Source organism: Mesorhizobium sp. P2_E7 (assembly GCF_056403855.1).
This window is the reverse complement of record NZ_JBFUER010000010.1, coordinates 89,461-107,891: the sequence shown is the minus strand read 5'-3', so window position 1 is coordinate 107,891 and position 18,431 is coordinate 89,461. Positions and strand designations below refer to the sequence as shown.

At 64.3% G+C, this 18,431-nt stretch carries 14 protein-coding genes; 10 read left to right on the top strand and 4 right to left on the bottom strand.

Annotated features, from left to right (window positions below; translation table 11 throughout):
- Positions 1 to 112 precede the first annotated feature (112 nt).
- The gene (locus AC1DYC_RS29775; protein ID WP_477411260.1) at positions 113 to 1,180 is read left to right on the top strand and encodes a pyridoxal phosphate-dependent aminotransferase; all 1,068 of its coding nucleotides are present in this window, start codon (positions 113 to 115) and stop codon (positions 1,178 to 1,180) included.
- A 27-nt stretch (positions 1,181 to 1,207) separates the two neighbouring features.
- Positions 1,208 to 2,113: an allantoinase PuuE gene (locus AC1DYC_RS29770; RefSeq protein ID WP_477411259.1), complete on the top strand. Its 906-nt coding sequence runs from the start codon at positions 1,208 to 1,210 to the stop codon at positions 2,111 to 2,113.
- A gap of 21 nt (positions 2,114 to 2,134) precedes the next feature.
- Here the strand turns inward: AC1DYC_RS29770 and AC1DYC_RS29765 are convergent, their stop codons facing one another.
- From AC1DYC_RS29765 to AC1DYC_RS29750, 4 genes are all read right to left on the bottom strand, one after another.
- Positions 2,135 to 3,037, bottom strand: a complete 903-nt coding sequence (locus AC1DYC_RS29765; RefSeq protein WP_477411258.1) for an SMP-30/gluconolactonase/LRE family protein — start codon at positions 3,035 to 3,037, stop codon at positions 2,135 to 2,137.
- Between the two features lie 61 nt (positions 3,038 to 3,098).
- Positions 3,099 to 5,519 carry a GcvT family protein gene (locus AC1DYC_RS29760; RefSeq protein ID WP_477411257.1) on the bottom strand — a complete coding sequence of 807 codons (2,421 nt, stop codon included), beginning with the start codon at positions 5,517 to 5,519 and terminating at the stop codon, positions 3,099 to 3,101.
- Positions 5,520 to 5,637: 118 nt separating this feature from the next.
- Positions 5,638 to 7,296: an ABC transporter substrate-binding protein gene (locus tag AC1DYC_RS29755; RefSeq protein WP_477411256.1), complete on the bottom strand. Its 1,659-nt coding sequence runs from the start codon at positions 7,294 to 7,296 to the stop codon at positions 5,638 to 5,640.
- 194 nt (positions 7,297 to 7,490) lie between these two features.
- The gene (locus AC1DYC_RS29750) at positions 7,491 to 8,378 is read right to left on the bottom strand and encodes a LysR substrate-binding domain-containing protein (RefSeq protein ID WP_477302125.1); all 888 of its coding nucleotides are present in this window, start codon (positions 8,376 to 8,378) and stop codon (positions 7,491 to 7,493) included.
- A 168-nt stretch (positions 8,379 to 8,546) separates the two neighbouring features.
- Here AC1DYC_RS29750 and AC1DYC_RS29745 point away from each other — a divergent pair, with 168 nt between their 5' ends.
- The 8 genes from AC1DYC_RS29745 to AC1DYC_RS29710 all read left to right on the top strand — a co-directional run bounded on the left by AC1DYC_RS29745 (position 8,547) and on the right by AC1DYC_RS29710 (position 18,426).
- Complete coding sequence (locus AC1DYC_RS29745) at positions 8,547 to 9,965, top strand: MmgE/PrpD family protein (protein WP_477411255.1); 1,419 nt, start codon at positions 8,547 to 8,549, stop codon at positions 9,963 to 9,965.
- A 6-nt stretch (positions 9,966 to 9,971) separates the two neighbouring features.
- Positions 9,972 to 11,213: an FAD-dependent oxidoreductase gene (locus AC1DYC_RS29740; protein ID WP_477411254.1), complete on the top strand. Its 1,242-nt coding sequence runs from the start codon at positions 9,972 to 9,974 to the stop codon at positions 11,211 to 11,213.
- Positions 11,214 to 11,215: 2 nt separating this feature from the next.
- Positions 11,216 to 11,482: a sarcosine oxidase subunit delta gene (locus tag AC1DYC_RS29735; protein ID WP_477411253.1), complete on the top strand. Its 267-nt coding sequence runs from the start codon at positions 11,216 to 11,218 to the stop codon at positions 11,480 to 11,482.
- The gene (locus AC1DYC_RS29730; protein ID WP_477411252.1) at positions 11,479 to 14,331 is read left to right on the top strand and encodes a 2Fe-2S iron-sulfur cluster-binding protein; all 2,853 of its coding nucleotides are present in this window, start codon (positions 11,479 to 11,481) and stop codon (positions 14,329 to 14,331) included. Before AC1DYC_RS29735 ends, AC1DYC_RS29730 begins: the two co-directional genes overlap by 4 nt.
- The gene (locus AC1DYC_RS29725) at positions 14,332 to 14,913 is read left to right on the top strand and encodes a hypothetical protein (RefSeq protein ID WP_477411251.1); all 582 of its coding nucleotides are present in this window, start codon (positions 14,332 to 14,334) and stop codon (positions 14,911 to 14,913) included.
- 9 nt (positions 14,914 to 14,922) lie between these two features.
- Positions 14,923 to 15,831 carry a dihydrodipicolinate synthase family protein gene (locus tag AC1DYC_RS29720; protein WP_477411250.1) on the top strand — a complete coding sequence of 303 codons (909 nt, stop codon included), beginning with the start codon at positions 14,923 to 14,925 and terminating at the stop codon, positions 15,829 to 15,831.
- Between the two features lie 10 nt (positions 15,832 to 15,841).
- Positions 15,842 to 16,810 carry a D-2-hydroxyacid dehydrogenase gene (locus tag AC1DYC_RS29715; RefSeq protein ID WP_477411249.1) on the top strand — a complete coding sequence of 323 codons (969 nt, stop codon included), beginning with the start codon at positions 15,842 to 15,844 and terminating at the stop codon, positions 16,808 to 16,810.
- Between the two features lie 74 nt (positions 16,811 to 16,884).
- Positions 16,885 to 18,426 carry a trimethylamine methyltransferase family protein gene (locus AC1DYC_RS29710; RefSeq protein ID WP_477411248.1) on the top strand — a complete coding sequence of 514 codons (1,542 nt, stop codon included), beginning with the start codon at positions 16,885 to 16,887 and terminating at the stop codon, positions 18,424 to 18,426.
- Positions 18,427 to 18,431: the final 5 nt, after the last annotated feature.

Sequence of the window (18,431 nt, the reverse complement as noted above, 5' to 3'; positions counted from 1 at the left end):
ATTGCGCGGCCAGTTTTTGCTTGTGAACGCGGGGGCGGCTTGTAGCTTGTTCGGAAAACCGGTCAGACAGAGGCAATTCGGGGGAAATGAGCGTCATCAGGATTGTTCGGGCATGCCGCTGAAAGCCACCGCTCATGTCGAGGCAATGTCCGCCTTCGCGCTGGCGAATTTCGGCGGCTATGACCGGCCGACGCTGGCTCAGAACGAAAGCGCTTTTCCGCCAAGCCCCAACGCGATCGCCGCTGGCCGGGATGCGATTGCGCGCAGCCATCTCTACCCCGATCCGGACTGGACGGTGCTGCGCGAAACGATCGCGCAGGCCTATGGCGTTGAGCGCGAGTTGATGCTGTGCGGCGCCGGCTCGATGGACCTGATCAGCTGCACCATCGCGGCATTTGCCGGTTCCGGCGACGAAGTGCTCGCCACCGCCTATGCCTATAATTTCGCGGCCTCCGCCACGGCGCGCGCCGATGCCGTCTACGTCACTGCGGCGGAGTGCGACTTCGTCGTTTCCGTCGACAACATTCTCGCCGCCGTCACGCCGGCGACGCGGATCGTCTTCGTCTGCAATCCCGGCAATCCGACCGGCACCCGCATCCGCAATGCGGAACTTTTGCGCCTGCGCGCCGCCTTGCCCGGCGACATTCTGCTGGTCATCGACCAGGCCTATGGCGAGTTCGACGACCAGGATCAGCAGCCAATCTTTGCGCTCGTCGCGCGTGGCGACACCGTCGTACTGCGTACGCTATCCAAGGCCTATGGGCTGGCCGGCGCACGCGTCGGCTGGGGATTGTTCCCGCCTGCGGTCGCTGCCGAAATACGCAAGCTGCAGAACTCGAACCAGGTCACCACTGCGAGCCTCGCAATGGCGGTCGCTGCCGTGCTGGACCAGGCCTATATGCGCGAGACGGTGGCTCGCACCGCCGCGATCCGCGACGGCTTCGCCCAGGGTCTGAGAGCGGCAGGCTACGACGTTCCCGAAAGCCGGACGAATTTCGTGCTGATCCGCTTCCCCGATGCAGCGGCTGCTGCGGCTGCAGACACCGTGTTGCGCGACGCCGGCATCATCGTGCGCAGCCTCGGCGGCTACGGCCTGACCGAATGCCTGCGCGCAACGGTTGGCCCGCAAGAGATGATGGATCGGGCGCTGTGCATCCTGACCGACCAGCGCGGCGGTTGATTTAGCGATCACGAGGAGACTTCAGCGATGTCCTATGTCCCGGCCCGTGACTTCATCGGCTATGGCAACAAGCCTCCTGTCGCCGCGTGGCCCGGCGGCGCCAAGCTGGCGCTCAACATCGTCGTCAATTACGAGGAAGGTGCTGAGTACAGCATAGACGAGGGCGACGGTGTTTCCGAGACGATCCTGTCGGATCTAGCCGTGTCGCCGGCGGTGCCCGGCCTGCGCAACCGCAACATGGAATCGCTCTACGAATATGGCTCGCGCGTCGGCGTCTGGCGGCTCGCCTCGCTGTTTCGCGACAAAGGCATCGTTCCGACCTTTTACGTCGTCGGGCGGGCGCTGGAACTCAACCCGGCCGCCGGCAAGGCGATCGCCGAGCTCGGCAGCGACATCGTCTGCCATGGCTGGCGCTGGATCGACTACGCGCCGCTGAGCGAGGTGGAGGAGCGCAATCACATCGCCATGACCGTCGATACGGTGCAGCGGCTCACCGGCATCCGCCCGCTCGGCTGGTACACCGGCCGGCCCAGCCTCAACACCAGGCGGCTGGTGGCCGAGCATGGCGGCTTCCTGTTCGACTGCGATGACTACAATGATGACCTGCCCTATTTCGTCGACGTCGATGGCAAGCGGCATCTGGTGGTGCCGCATTCCTTCGACAACAATGACAGCCGTTTTTCGCGCGGCTCCGGCCTGGAGACAGGCAGCCAGTTCTTCGACTATGTCGGCGACGGGGTGGACTGGCTGCTGGCCGAGGGCCAGACGACACCGCGCATGATGACGGTGTCTCTGCACTGCCGGCTGGCGGCGCGGCCCGGCCGCATGATCGGGCTCGCCCGCTTCCTCGATAAGATCAAAGCCAATCCGGACATCTGGGTCTGCCGCCGTTCCGATCTCGCCCAGCATTGGCTGGATCGGTTCGGCGGCTGAGCCGGCGAAAGCCGCGAACGCCTATTTGTTCGGAACTTCGTAGACCTTGCCGTGCCAGGGTGCCGCGTCGATCTGGTCGAGCGCCATCACGTAAAGCGCCTTCTCGTCCGGACCGAAGGCGAAGTTGGGCATGGATGGCGACGGCACCGAAAGCGTGCGCAGCAGCTTGGCGTCCTTGTCGACGACGATGATCTTGCCCGGCTCATCCAGCGAGCGCGGGCTCTGGCCGATATACATCTCTCCCGCCTTGTCCATCTTGATGCCGTCCGGCCAGATGTGCGGCTGGTTGGGGAAGAGATCGTCGAGGCGCAGAAAGACACGCCGGTTGCTCAGGCTGTGATCGGCCTGGACATCGAACTCGATGATCCTGTTGTCCTCGGTCTCGACCAGATAGAGGATCTTGCCGTCATTCGACATGACGAGGCCGTTGGCATTGTGCAGGTCGCCGGCGACTTTCTTCACGCTGCCGTCCTTGCCGATATAGTAAGCCGAGGCGTCGATGAGCGGACCGCCCTTGCCCGACCCGGTGAAATAGATGCCGCCATCCGTGTCGGGCGCAAAGTCGTTCGGCCCGGCGAACGGCTTGCCGTCCGCGTCCTTGTCATAGGCCGGCAGCGTCTTGCCGTCGGCGGAAATGCGGCCGATCGAGTTGCTGTCGTAGCAAGTGACGAGGAACTCGCCGGTCGTGGTCGGCACCACCGCCGAAGGGCCGCAGCCATCCATCTTCCAGAAGATCTCATTCTTCTTGCCGTCCCATACGTCCACGGTACCGCGGCCATATTCAACGTAGAAGAGTTTGTCCTGGTACCAGATCGGACCTTCGGCGAACCAGGCATCGTCATTGATGACCTTGACGTCCGCCGCGAGCGCGGAGGACGTGAGGGCCAGGGCAAACATGGTGCTGAGCAGATGCCGTTTGATCATGCGATTCCCCTTTGTTTCCGGACGTTGAAATCTGCATTGCGTCGATAGAAGGAAGCGAGACCTACGCCCGCAGCCGTTTGCCTTCGGGATCGAAGGGCGGCTCGCCCAACAGCACCGCATCGTGCGGTCTGCCGAGGATCGCCACCGACACCTTGTCGCCTGCCTTGGCGGAGCCGGCCTTGACATAGCCGAGCGCCAGCGACTGCTCGACGAAGTAGCCGTACGCGCCTGAGGAGACCTGGCCGATCGGTGTGCCGTCCGGTAGGAAGATCGGTTCGCCGCCGGTGGCGTCGGCATCTTTTGCGGCGATCGAGAGCATGATCAGTTGATCGCGCGACGGCTTTCCGGCGATGGCCGCGTAGGCGTCGCGGTTGAGGAAATCGCCCTTGTCCATCTTGACCAGCCGGTCGAACTTGACCTCCTGCGGCCAATATTCGGGCGAGTATTCGCGGCTCCAGCTGCCGTAACCTTTCTCGACACGCAGCGACATCAGTGCGCGCGAACCGACCGGCCCGGCGCCGACCTCGCTGCCGGCGTTGAGCAGCGCGCCGTAGAGTGCAACCTGGTCGGCGGCCGGGCAATAAAGCTCCCAGCCGAGATCGCCGGTGAAGGAGACGCGCAACGCCACGACATCGACGCCGCCAACCGTGATCCGCTTGGAGCGCATGAACGGAAAGGTCTCGCTGGACAGGTCCGCATTGGTCAGCCGCTGCAGCAATTCGCGCGACTTCGGACCGGCGACGTTGAAGCCTGCCATCTCCTCGGTGCGCGAGCGGAAGCTCGTGCCTTCCGGCAACGGAACGGCCTTGAAGAAGCGCTGATGAAAACGCTCGGCCATGCCCGAGCCGAACACCATGTACTCGTCTTGGCCAAGCTTCGTCACGGTGAAGTCGCCGGCGATGCCGCCGCGCTTGCCGATCAGCGGCGTCAGACAAGAGCGGCCAACCTCGGACGGCATGCGGTTGGCGAACAGCGAATTCAGCCAGGCTTCGGCGCCCGGCCCCTTGACCTCGTATTTGGCGAAGTTCGAGACGTCGATGATGCCGGCATGTTCGCGCAGCATGCGCGCCTCGCGGCCGACCGGGCCCCACCAGTTCTGCCTGGTGAAACCGTTCGTCTCCTCGCGCGGCTCGCCTTCGGCGGCGAACCAGAGCGGATGCTCCCAACCGAAATTGAGGCCGAAGACGGCACCCATCTGCTTTTGCATCTCGTAAGCGGGGCGGGTGCGGACGGGACGCCCGGCGGCGCGCTCCTCATTGGGGAAATGGATCTTGAAGCGATGGCTGTACTGGTCCTGCACACGAGCTTTGGTGAAGGCCTTGCCGGCCCAATGGCCGAAGCGCGCCATGTCCCAGGCGAACATGTCGAGCGACGGCTCGCCTTCGATCATCCACTCGGCCGCCAGCTTTCCCATGCCGCCGGACTGCGAGAAGCCGGGAATGATGCCGTTGCAGCAGAAATAGTTCTGCAGTTCCGGCACTGGGCCGAACAACACGGCGCTGTCGGGCGACCAGATCATCGGGCCGTTGATGACGCGCTTGACGCCTGCCTTGCCGACCGCCGGCACACGCGCAATGGCGCGCATCATGTTGTCCTCGATGCGGTCGAGATCGTCGGGAAACAATTCGTGGCCGAAGTCGAGCGGCGTACCATCTTCCGCCCAGAATTTCATGTTGCGCTCATAGGCGCCGATGAGCAGGCCGAGCCCTTCCTGGCGCAGATAATATTCGCCGTCGCGATCGGCGACCGAAGGCAGCCGGCGACCCATGGCGGCGATTTCGGGGATGGTCTCGGTGACGAAATATTGGTGCTCGGTGGGGATCAGCGGCAGTTGCAGGCCGGCCATGGCGGCGACCTCGCGGCCCCACAGGCCGGCGGCGTTGACCACCCATTGTGTGCGGATGTCGCCCTTGGGCGTGCGCACGATCCAGCTGCCGTCGGGCCGCGCGTCCGTGCCGGTGACCGGCGTGAAGCGATGGATCTCGGCGCCGCGCTGGCGTGCGCCTGCCGCATAGGCGGCGGTGACGCCGGACGGATCGACATTGCCGCCGTCGGGCTCATACATGATGCAGCGTATGCCGTCGAAATCGACCAGCGGGTGCAGCCGCTCCGCCTCGTCGCGCGCGACTTCGTAAAAATTCATCTTGTAGCGCCGCGCCTTGGCTTCCTGGAGCCGCAGCTGATGCTCGCGCGCCTCGGTCTGGGCAAGATAGAGCGAGCCCGGCTGGAAGATGCCGCAGCCCTGGCCGGTCTCGGTCTCCAGCTCCTTGTAGAGCGCCATGGTGTAGTGCTGCAGGCGGCTGATGTTGGTCGAGTCATGCAGGCCATGAATGTTGGCGGCGGCGTGCCAGGTCGAGCCGGATGTCAGTTCGTCGCGCTCGAGCAGCACCACATCGGACCAGCCATGCTTGGCCAAATGATAAAGGATCGAGCAGCCGATCAGGCCGCCGCCGATGACAACGGCTTGTGCATGGGTACGCATATCGAGATTTCTTCCCTTTGTGTTCGGCGACTTGTCTTGTTCCAGATCAATGAATTCGCTCTCGTCGCCTTGGCGAAACTCCAGGGGGCGATCAGCCCGCCCCCTGGATGCTTACAGTTCAGGCCTTGTCGAGCCAGACCTTGTCCAGTTGCAGTTCGAATGTCTGATGCATCTTGAGGTTTTTCACATAGGTGGCGTGATGACGGTAGAGCGAGCGCCAGAATGACTGAACCAGAACGCCGGAATCCTGGAGGATGAACTCGACATCCTTCATCAGCTCCTTGCGCTTGGCCGTATCGGGAATGGCGAGTGCTGCATTGAGCTTCTTGTCGAACTCGGGATTGGCATAGGCCGACTCGTTCCAGGCTTCGCCGCTGCGATAGGCAAGCGCCAGCACCTGTACGCCCAGCGGACGCATGCCCCATTCGGTCGTCGACCATGGATATTTCGTCCAGTCGTTCCAGAACGAGGTGCCCGGGATGATCGTCCGCTTCACCTTGAAGCCGGCTTCGCGCATCTGCGCGGCAACGACGTCGGCCGGGTCCTTCACATAGTCCGAATCGTAGGAGATGAGTTCGAACTCATGATCCATCTGGCCGGCCTCGGTCATCAGCGCCTTGGCCTTGGCGAGATCGCGCGGCACTTTCGGCAGTTCGTAATATTCCGGATGGATCGGGCAGACATGGTGGTTTTCGGCGACCTGGCCGAGGCCGCTATAGCCGAGCTTCAGCACGGTCTCGTTGTCGACCGCGAGCTGGATGGCGTTGCGCACCCGTTTGTCGTCATAGGGCTTGTTGCTGACGTTGGTGCGCAGCACGATCGTTCCGGCGGTGACGACGGATTCCTTGACCAGGCCCATGCCGTCATAGAGATCCACCGTGCCGCCGACGGTCTGGTAGTTGCAGTCGATCTCGCCGGCTTCGAAGGCGCTGGCGATGGCGGGGTTGGAAGCGTCCGTGCCGTAGTCGGTCCAGTCGACACCATCGAGATAGGTTTCACCGCCGAACCAGGTGAAGTCCTTGCGGCGCCGAACCGAGGCCGAGTCGCCGACCTTGTAGGAGATGAGTTCATACGGCCCGGTGCCGGGCGTCTTGGTCATGTCGGCGCCGTTCTTGTCGAAGTCGCGGTGGACGATGATGGCCGGATAGTCTGCGAAGCCCGGGATGATGGTGACATCGGACTGGCCGCATTTCAGCTTCACTGTGTGGTCGTCGACCTTGGTGATGGCGCCGGCAATCGCCTTCTTGGTCGCAGGATCGATCAGCGTGGCCATCCGGCCGGCCATCGAATTTCCTTCGGCCGCCTTGTCGCACCAGCGCTCGATGTTGAAGACGATGTCGTCGGCGTTGAGTTCGTCGCCGTTCGACCATTTCACGCCCTTGCGCACATGCAGCGTGTATTCGGTGGCGTCGTCACTGACTTCCCAGCTTTCGATGAGATGGCCCTCGAAGGTGAAGTCCTGGGTGTAGCGGATCATGTAGTCGTTGCACTGGCGCAGCACATTGGCCATCTCAGACCAGTCCCAGGTGCGCGGATCCTTCATGTCCTTGATGATCATCTGCATCTTCAGGATGCCGCCCTTCTTGCCGGGCTCCATCGTTGCCGCTTCGGCCGGCGTGGGAAGGCCGGCCATTGCATAGGCGAACGCCGTCGAGGCGCCCATCGCGCTCGCCATGGCGAGGAATTCGCGGCGGTCCATCCTGCCGCTTCGGACTTCATCTGCGTAGCTTTCGATGACCGCCGGGACGCGGTCACCGTTGCTCCTGAAAAGTGCCATTGTTGCTTCTCCGGTTTGGGCTTTCCGCCCGTTCATTCCCCATTACGCAGGGAATGTTAGAGGCGATGCAAAAATCCCGGAAGGGCTTGAGAGCTCACAAACCGCTGAAAACCGGCTTGCAAGGCCTAAAAAAACAATGCCATTGGCGTGTCAAATTTTTTCGCGGGGAGTCAGAGAGCGCAGGCGAATATCCGTCAGGCGCTGTCTTCCTGCGCCCTCGCCACGATCCATTCGCGCACCGTGCGGGCGATGTTGCCCTTGGAGACATGGGTTTCGGTCAGGTAGTAATTCCACGGGCTGGGCGGCCGGACCGGAAACGGCTCGACGAGCAGTCCGCGCCGCAGATAGGCGTGGGCGAGCGAACGCTGGGTAGCGACGAGACCTGCGCCCATGGCGGCGAGTTCCAGCGCGATGTTGGACGCATTCGTCGACAGGCCCTTGTCGAAATCCTGCATGTCGACGCCAAGCGCGGTGGCAACGACCTGCCAGTATTCCTGGCGGCCGTGCACGAAGATCCGGTCCACCTTGAGGATATCCTCCGGCGCTTTGACGGCGTGCTCGCCTTCGAGCAGCGCGGGCGCGCACAGCAGCACCAGCTCGTCATTCCAGAGCGGAATGGCGGCCGGTGGGCGATCGTCGAAGCGGCGCGTCGAAATGGTGATGTCGGCGACCTGTTCGCTGAGATCTTCCCAGATCGTGCCGTGCAGCACGATCTCGATTTCGGGATGCTTCTTGCGGAAGGCGGCCATGCAGCCGGCCAGCCAGTTTTCCGCCAGGCTCATCGGACAGGAGACGACAACGGTGCGGTTGCGCGACGAGGTCACGATCGCCTCCGTCGCCTGATCGATTTGGTCCAGCGCCTGACGCAGGGTCGGCAGGAACGCCTCGCCCATCTCGGTCAGCTTGAGGCTGCGCGGATAGCGGATGAACAATTGCCGGCCGATGTAATGTTCGAGCGAGCGGACATGGGTGCTAACCGCGGCCTGCGTGTAGCCAAGCTCCTTGGCGGCCATAGTGAAACTGAGATGCCGGGCCGAACTCTCGAACGACCTGATATAGTTCAAAGGCGGGGGTGGCTTCATCTCCGGCTCCTGCTCTGTGCCAGAATAGGTAGACCATGGAGCCGCCGGCGTTCAATTGCACGCATGCGACATGGCATAGATATTTTTGGTCAAAGCCGCTGAACTAATTGCGTGAATGCACGATGAACCCAAATTAATGATGGCGTGACGACAGAGGGAGTGGAGCAAGTGGCTGTGTCGCCCCATCGCCGTGAAGGGCCGGACGCAAGCGCTGAGACTGCCGTGCGCTTGGCCGACTTCGTGCTGCGCCGGCCGGCATCGGTTTTCCCTCAGGCGGTGCTGGAACAAGCCCGCTACCTCCTACTCGACACGATTGGAATTGCGATTGCCGCGGGGCCGATTGAGGCCGGCCGGATCGCCAGGGATGCCGCGACCCTCCTCTACAATTCGAGCGACCCCAGGCATTCCGCGCGCATGCTGTTCGACGGCCGTCGCGTCTCCCTGGCGGGTGCCGCCTATGCCTGCGCGACGCAGATCGACAATCTCGACGGCCATGACGGCTACAGCCCGACCAAGGGTCATATCGGCGTGGTGGTGGTGCCGGCGCTGGCGGCACTGGCCGAACAGCTTCCGGAGCTCAGCGGCCCCGACGCGCTGGCAGCCCTGGTCGTCGGCTACGAAGTCGCCGGCCGCGCCGGCATCGCGCTGCATGCGACGGTGTCGGACTACCACACGTCGGGTGCATGGAATGCGCTCGGCGTTGCCGCCGTGGCGGCGCGTCTGCGCCGCCTAAGCGACGGGCATTTGCGCGAGGCGCTCGGCATTGCCGAGTATCACGGCCCGCGCAGCCAGATGATGCGCGAGATCGCCACCCCAACGATGCTGCATGACGGTTCGGGCATCGGCGCGCTGACCGGCCTGTCGGCGGCGGTGCTGGCCGAACGCGGCTTCACCGGCGCGCCCGCGATCACCGTCGAGGCGCCGGAAGTCGCGGCGCATTGGCGGGACCTTGGCGTGTTCTGGCAGGCGTTGCATCAATATGTGAAGCCCTATCCGATCTGCCGCTGGGCGCATGCGGCCATCGACGCCACGCGCGGACTGGTGCTTTCACATCATCTGACGCCGGCCGATATCGGCCATGTCCAGGTCAACAGTTTCCACTATGCCGCGACGCTATTCGACGGCATGCCGGACACGACGTCGAAAGCGCAGTACAGCCTGCGCTTCGCGGTTGCGACTTTCATCCTGCATGGCCGCATCGGGCTGGAGCATATTTCGGGCGCCGGGCTTGAGGACGCCGCCGTTGCCGAGATGCTGAACCGCATCAGCGTGTCAGAGCAGGAACGCCACAGCGCTCGCTTCCCGGTGGGACGCTGGGCCGATGTCGTCATCACCACAACCGACGGACGGGTGCTGATTTCGGGCGATGTCCATGCACGCGGCGGACCGGAGGCGCCGCTGACATCGGGAGACATCGAGGCCAAATATTTGGAGTTCGCGACACCCGTGCTCGGGCGGGGCCGCGCCATGGCGATCCGCGACGCCATCCTGTCGCTCACCGAGCCTGACAGCAGGTTCAGTGATCTCTCCGGCCTGCTCTACGATCCTCCCGTGATCAGCAAGATCCTCCAGCGGCCGGCGTGGTAGACTGACATGCCGCTCAGGCTACTGAAATACGGTCTCAGCCGGGACTATCCGGTCAGCGAGGACATCCCCGCCACGCCGGCGCTCAAGCCGTCCTACGATGTCGTCATAATCGGCGGCGGCGGCCACGGCCTGTCCTGCGCGCATCATCTGGCGAAGTATCACGGCATCACCAGCGTCGCGGTGCTCGAGAAGGGCTATCTCGCCGGCGGCAACACAGCGCGCAACACCACGACGATCCGCTCCAACTACATCACGGCGCAAGGCATCGCCTTCTACAAAGAGGGCGTGGGGCTGTTCGAGACGCTGTCACAGGAGCTCGACTTCAACGTCATGTTCTCGCAGCGCGGCCAGCTGACGCTTGCGCATACGGAAGCGACATTGCGCAGCTTCCATTCACGCGCCGAGATGGGCAAGCATCTGGGCACGCGCACCGAAGTGATCGACCAGAAGGCGGTCCAGGAACTGGTGCCGTCGCTCAACATGGACTATGGCGGCGCGCTCGAAATCCTCGGCGGTCTCTGGCATGCCGATGGCGGCACCGCGCGGCATGACGCGGTCGCCTGGGGCTATGCCGCGCAGGCGTCGCGGCGCGGCGTCGAGATCCATCAGCGCACCGAAGTGCAAGGTTTTGAAATCGTCGGCGACCGGGTGCAAGCGGTGAAGACCAACCGCGGCCGTATCGCCTGCGGCCAGGTGCTGATCGCCACCGGCGGCATGAACTACGATGTGGCGCTGATGGCCGGCGTCGAACTGCCGATCCGCTGCTATCCGCTGCAGGCGATGGTGACGCAACCGCTGAAGCCGTGGCTGAACACGCTGGTCTCTTCCGTCTCGCTGCACACCTATCTCGTGCAGTCTTCGCGCGGCGAGGTGGTGATCGGCGGCGGCTCCGATCCCTACCAGCTCTATTCGACGCGCTCGACGCTCGACATGAAGGAACACCTCGCCGAAGGCGCGGTGCATCTCTTCCCGTTCCTGCAAGGTGTGCGGCTGCTCCGGCAATGGGCGGGCATTACCGATATGACGCCGGACTACAGTCCGATCATGGGCGCCAGCCCGCTCGACAATCTGTGGCTCGATTGCGGCTGGGGAACCTGGGGCTTCAAGGCAACGCCCGTCGCCGGCAAACGCATGGCCGAGACCATCGCCACCGGCCGCGTGCCCGACATCCTCAAGCCGTTCGCGCTGGAGCGCTTCGAGACCTTCCAGCTGCTCAATGAAATGGGCGCGACGGCAGCGAGCCACTGACGATGAAGATCATGACCTGCCCGATGAACGGCCCGCGCAACATAGACGAGTTCCAGTCTTTCGGGCCGGTGCGCGAGACGCTCGACCCGGCGGCGACCGCCGACGCCGACTGGTCGCGGCATCTGTTCCGTGCAGAGAACCGCAGAGGTGTCGTGGTCGAGTGGTGGCGGCATGTGCCGAGCAACTATTTCTTCCTCGCCGAACGCGATCTAGTCAGCAACGAGATCATCCGCACCTTCGACGCCTCACAACGCAGCGGCCAATCATGAACCGCCTGCCCGCCCCTTTCGGTATCAGGATCGACCGGACGCGCCCGCTGCGCTTCAGCTTCGAGGGCAAGAGCTTCGAGGCCTTTGCCGGGGACAGCATCGCCAGCGCGCTCGCCGCTTCGGGGCAGTGGATGCTGTCACGTTCGTTCAAATACCACCGCCCGCGCGGCGTCTTCAGTATGAACGGCGCCGAAGCCAACACGCTGGTTCAGCTGCCTTCCGAGCCGAACGTCGCCGCAGACCGGACGCCGGTCAGCGAAGGCTTGCAGGTCAGCGCGCAGAACGTCAACGGCTCGCTGGCGCGTGACCGCGACGCCATCATCGACAGGTTTGGGCGCTTCCTGCCGGTCGGTTTCTACTACCGCACCTTCATGGGACCGCGCCGCGACAGCTGGCTGAAATTCTGGGAGCCGATCATCCGCCGCAAGGCGGGGCTTGGCATCGTCGACACCAAGGCCGCACAACGGCATTTCGACAAGTCGCATCTTCATTGCGACGTGCTGGTCGTCGGCGCCGGTCCGGCCGGCCTGAACGCGGCGATCGCTGCTGCCGAAGCGGGTGCCGATGTCGTGCTCTGCGACGAGAATCCGGAGATCGGCGGATCGCTGACCTACGGCCGCCATGATCCCTCAGTCCTTGCGGGCCTGACGGCGCGGCTCAAGACGCTGCCCAATCTCCGCGTGATGACCGGGACGCTCTGCAATGGCTGGTACGAGGACAATTGGCTGCCGCTGATCCAGGGCGACCGGCTCTATCGCACACGGGCGCGCGAGGTGATCCTTGCCACCGGCACGATCGGACAGCCGGCCATCTTCCGCAACAACGACCTGCCGGGAATCATGCTGGGCAGCGCGGCGCAGCGGCTGATCCGCCACTATGGCGTGCGCCCTGGACAAAAGGCCGTGGTGCTGACCGGCAGTGACGAAGGCTATGCCGTTGCGCTCGATCTGGTCGAGGCCGGCGTCTCGGTCATGCTGGTCGTCGATCCGCGATCCGGCGGCCTGCCAGGCCCGCTGGAAGCCGAGCTGCACGGCAAGGGCGTGGCGATCCAGAAGGCCGTGACAGTTGAAGCCGCCGAAGGCCGCAGCGGACATCTTGCCCGCGTTCGCGTGAGCGGGCGCTGGGTCGAATGTGACCTGCTGACGATTTCGGTCGGCGAAGTGTCGGCGTGGCAACTGCCTTGCCAGGCAGGCGCCAAGGTCGGGTACGATGACGTCAGCGGATCGATGACGCTCACGCTGGCGCAAGGGCCAATTCAGCTTGCCGGCTCGGTCGCCGGTGACCATGGCCTCGAAGGCGCTGTTGCCGGTGGCCGTCGCGCGGCTGCGCTAGCACTGCAGCGGCTTGGCCATGCGGTTGTACAAGACACAGTCCTCGGCAAAGTCAAACCATCCTGCCCGGTCCATGTGCAGTCGATCATCGCCAACGCGAAGGGTCGCGACTTCGTCGATTTCGACGAGGATCTGCAGGTCAAGGATCTGCACAACGCCATCAAGGACGGCTACCGCGAGATCGAGCTGGTCAAGCGCTTCACCACGGTCGGCATGGGGCCGAGCCAGGGCCGCCATTCGGCGCTGGCGACGGCACGAATCGTCGCCGAGGCGACCGACCGGACAGTGGCCGAAGTCGGCATCACCACTGCGCGTCCGCCAGTCGGCCCGGAGACACTCGGCGTGCTTGCAGGCCATCACGAGATGCTGGAACGGCGCACGGCGCTGCACGCCAGGCATCTCGCGCTCAACGCCGCGATGAAGCCGGTCGGCGCTTGGTGGCGGCCCTATTTCTACGGCGATGCCAAGGATGCGCAAAAGGCAGTTCGCAACGAGATCATGGCGGTGCGCGAGGGTGTCGGCCTGCTCGACGTTTCGACGCTCGGCAAGCTGGAGCTGCGCGGGCCGGATGCCGGCGAATTCCTCGACCGGCTCTACACCATGGCGCATGCCAACCAGCCGGTCGGGCGCGTGCGCTATTGCCTGATGCTCAACGAAATGGGCTCGGTGGTCGATGATGGCGTTGCCTACCGCATGGCCGACGACCGCTTCTATGTGACAGCCACAACGGGTGCGGTCGCGCGCGTTTATGCCGACATGCTGTTCTGGAACGCGCAGTGGCGGCTCAAGGTCGATGTCCTCAACCTCACCGGTGCATTCTCCGGCCTCAACGTCACCGGCCCCAAGGCGCGTTCGGTTCTCGAGGCGCTGGAAAGCAGCATCGATTTCAGCCGCGAGGCCTTCCCCTATCTCAGCGGCCGCGAAGGCCTTGTCGCCGGCGTGCCGGTGCGGGTGATGCGGATCGGCTTTACCGGCGAACTCAGCTTCGAATTGCATTGCCCGTCCAGCCTCGCGCCGGCGCTGTGGGACGCGGTGATGGAGGCCGGCAAGCCGCACGGCCTCACCCCATACGGGCTGGAGGCATCGCGCATCCTGCGGTTGGAGAAAGGCCATATCCTGATCGGCCAGGATACCGACGCGATCACCACGCCGGACGAGCTCGGTTTCGGCTGGGCGGTGTCGAAGAAGAAGCCATTCTTCGTCGGCAAGCGCTCCATCGAAATGCGCGCGAGGCTCGGCCAGGCGCGCAAGCTGGTCGGCCTGCAGTTTCCCGCCGGCGCCAGGGACATACCCGGCGAGAGCTGCCTGGTTTTGCGCGGCAACGATCCCGTCGGCCAGATCACCTCGATCGGCTTTTCGCCGACGCTCGGCTGTTCCATCGCTTTGGCCTATGTCCATGTCGACGATGCAACGGAAGGAGGCCGGGTGACGGTGAGGTGCCGCGACGGCGCGCTGGTCGAAGTGCCGGTGGTTGGGCACGCCTTCTTCGACCCGACCAATGCACGGCAGGAGATGTAGATGGCGGGCCTCGACGCAATGCCCATCTTTCCCTTCGAGCCTGGTGGCGCGGCGCATGGTGCGGCACTGCCTTCCGGCGCCGTCGCTCTGACCGATCTCACGGCCAGCCCGCGTTTCGGCCTGAAGGGCGGCGGCAGCGCGGCCTGGCTCGCCGCGCATGGTGTTGCCCTGCCCGCGATCAATCGCATCGGCAGCCACCGCGGCATGCGCGTGCTCCGCCTCGGCAATGAGGATGTTCTGCTGCTTGGCGAAGATGCCGGTGAGGCGCTGGCCGAACTCCGGAGCGTCTGGGAAAGCGACAGCGGACCGAAAGGCTATTCATCCTGGCGCGAGGAGGGCTGGGCGTGGATGCGGCTTTCCGGTCCCGCAATTGCCGAAGCGATGAGCCAGCTTTGCGCACTCGATCTGCGTGCCGCCAAATTCAGCGCCGAAGATATCGCGCAGACGCGCGTCGGCCATATCGAAGCCGTTACCCTCCGCGCGCCGGGCGGTTTCGATGTACTGTTCGACATCACCGCGTCGGCGTATTTCGCCCGAACCGTCTCGGCGGTGGCCAGGCACTGCACGCAACATCAGGCATAGAGGACATCAATGACCCGCCCGCAAGGAACCATCGCCCCGATCCTGACGCCGTTCGAGAACGATGGCCGCATCGCCCGCGACCTCTGGATCTCGCACGCCAAATGGGTGCTGGACCAGGGCGCGCATTACCTGTCGCCGTTCGGCACCACGGGCGAGGCGCTGTCGCTCTCGCTGAGCGAACGCATGCAAGCGCTGGAATGGCTGGTCGAGGCCGGCATTTCGCCTACCCGGATGATGCCCGGCACCGGTGTCACCGCACTGCCCGAAACGGTCGAGCTGTCGAAGCATGCGGTCGGCCTCGGCTGCGCCGGCGTGATGGTGCTGCCGTCGTTCTTCTACACGGCTGCCGGCGACAACGGCCAAGCCCGCTACTACAGCGAGCTGATTGAGCGGGTGGGCAACCCGGCGCTGAAGATGATCCTCTACCACATCCCGCAGAACTCCGGCGTGCCGGTGAGCTCTGCATTGACTGCGCGACTTAGCGCGGCGTTTCCCAACACGGTCGTCGCCTACAAGGACAGCGCCGGCGATTGGAACAACACGGCGGCGGTGATCGCGGCAGCACCTGCGGTTGCTGTGTTCCCCAGTTCGGAGGCGCAGCTCACCAAGGGGCTGGCCAGCGGCGCGGCGGGCTGCATCTCGGCGACGGTCAATCTCAACGCCGCCGCCATCCGGGCGCTTTACGACGCGACAATCGCAGGCAAGGACGTCGCGCAAGCGGATGCCGCGATCAAAGCCTTTCGGAAAGTCATTCAGGATGCCGGCCTGATCCCGGCGATGAAGGCGGTGCTGGCGGTGCGCTCCGGCGACAAGCGCTGGATCAACCTGCGTGCGCCGCATGAGAATGCGACGCTGGAGCACGGCAAGACGCTGATTGCCGCGCTCGGCGCTTCAGTCGATCACATTGGCCGCGGCTGAGGCGCAAAACATGTCGGCTCACCCCACCATCATCCTGCACACCGACCGGCCGGCGGCAGCGATGGCGGTGCTTCTGGAGACGCATCCTGACCTCACCGTCCACACCTGTGATACCTACGCGGCTTTGCCGGCTCTGATTGAGAAGACAGCGGCCGTGGTGGTCTACACCGTGCGCTTCGACGGCACGCCGCGCTTTCCGCGCCAAGCTCTTGTCGAGAGCCCGACCGTGAAGTGGGTGTCGGTCGGCGGTTCGGGAACCGACCACCTCGGACGCTGGGACCCGGCGCATGTCACGGTGACCAATTCAGCCGGTGTCGCCGCCGGCATGCTGGCGGAATATGCGCTGGGCGCCATGCTGTCCTTCTCGCTCGATTTGCGCGGCTTCGGCCGTCGCCAGCAGGCACGCCAGTGGGGCGGCGGCCGCGTCGAGCCGATCGAAGGCAAGACGGTTCTCGTCATCGGCCTTGGCAAGACAGGCGCGGCCGTCGCCGAGCGCGCCAAGGCGATGGGCATGCAAACGCTCGGCATCCGCGCCCGGCCAAAGCCGATGCCCAGCCTCGACGAGGTGCACGACCCGGATGCCTTGCTTGCCCTGCTCGGTCGCGCCGACTTCATCGTCTGCTGCGTGCCGCTGGTGGCCAGCACGCGTGGCCTGCTCGGCAAGGCGGCCTTCGCGGCGATGAAGCCGTCAGCCGTGCTCATCGACATTTCGCGCGGTGGCGTGACCGAGGAAGCAGCGTTGCTCGAAGCCCTCGACGGCAAGCGGATCAAGGGCGCGGCGCTCGATGTCTTCACCACCGAACCGCTGCCGGCGGACCATCCTTTGTGGGGCTACGACAATGTCGCCATCACGCCGCATTGCGCGGCCGTCTACGAAGGCTGGGACATCAAATCTGTGCGGATGTTTGCCGGCAATCTGACGCGTTACCGCAGCGGCCAGACCCTGGAAAACACTGTCAATCCGGAGCGCGGCTACTAAGCAATTCCAGGAAAAGTGTGAAGCGGTTTTCCGTCCGGAATTGCGAAAAAAAGAGACCCGAAGGGAAGAGATACATGACGCATGACAGACGCGGCGGGGGCCGCAGATCGAAGATCGGGCGCAGCGGCGGCGGCATCGCGCAGTTGCCCTGGCAGCATGTCGAGAACCCCTATCCGCCGATGCAGCTGCTGGACGAGGATCGGATGCAGCGGCTGCACGATACCTCGATGCGCATCCTGTCGGAACTCGGCATTCGCGTGATGAGCGACAAGGTGATGGATCTGTTCGCTGCTGCCGGCGCCATTGTCGACCGCGAGGAGAAGACCATCCGGATCGACGAGAGTCTGGTTACCGAAGCGCTGCGGGCGGTTCCGTCCTCCTTCAGGCTGACAAGCCGCAACCCGCAAAAGCAGGTGCATCTCGGCGGCAACTCGCTGGTGTTCGGCCTGGTCGCCGGTCCGCCCAATGTGCATGACCGCATCAATGGTCGCCGCCAGGGCAATTTGCTCGACTACCAGAACTTCATCCGGCTGGCGCACCACTTCAACGCCATCCACATCATCGGCAACCAGGTGGTGGCGCCGATGGAATTGCCGGCCAATGAGCGGCATCTCGACACCTATCATGCCAATCTGACGCTGAGCGATCTCTCCTTCCATTGCACGGCGATCGGCCGCGCCCGGGCGATGGACGGCATCAACATGATGGCGATTGCGCGCGGCATCAGCGTCGAGGAGATGCGGGCTTCGCCCGGTGTGACGACGATCATTTCGATCAACTCGCCGCGGCTGTTTGACGACGCCATGGCCGAAGGCCTGATCGCGATGGCCGAGCACGGCCAGCCGGTGACGGTGACACCGTTCACGCTGATGGGCGCAATGACGCCGGTGACGCTGGCGGCCGCGCTTTGCCAGCAGAACGCCGAAGCGCTGTTCGGCGTAGTGCTGACGCAGTTGGTCAATCCAGGCACGCCTGTGATGTATGGCGCCTTCACCTCCAATGTCGACATGAAGTCGGGCGCGCCGGCCTTCGGCACGCCGGAGAACGCCAAGGCCAACATCATCGCCGGGCAGTTGGCGCGGCGCTACAATCTGCCCTATCGCACCTCCAATGCGAATGCCTCGAACGTCGTCGATCTGCAGGCGGCGTACGAGACCGAGATGGCGACCTGGGGCGCGGTGCTCGGCGGCGCCAATCTGATCTATCACGCGGCGGGCTGGCTCGAAGGCGGGTTGACGGCCTCCTACGAAAAGCTCGTGCTCGATGTCGAGATCCTGCAGAACATGATGGAGTTCCTGCGGCCGCTGCCGTTCCAGGAGGACGATCTCGGTTTCGAGGCGATCAAGTCGGTGCCGGCCGGCGGTCACTTCTTCGGCGCCGAACATACGATGTCGCGCTACACCACCGCCTTCTACCAGCCGATGCTGTCCAACTGGCAAAACCATGGCGCCTGGGAGGAAGCCGGCGGCAAGGATGCGCTGGAACGCGCCACCGAACTCTGGCAGCAGGCACTGCATGATTACGAGGAGCCAGTGATGGATCCCGCGATCCGCGAGGAGCTCGACGCCTATGTCGCGCGCCGCCGCGAGGAGATCGCCGCCAATCCGGACGGCTGACAGCA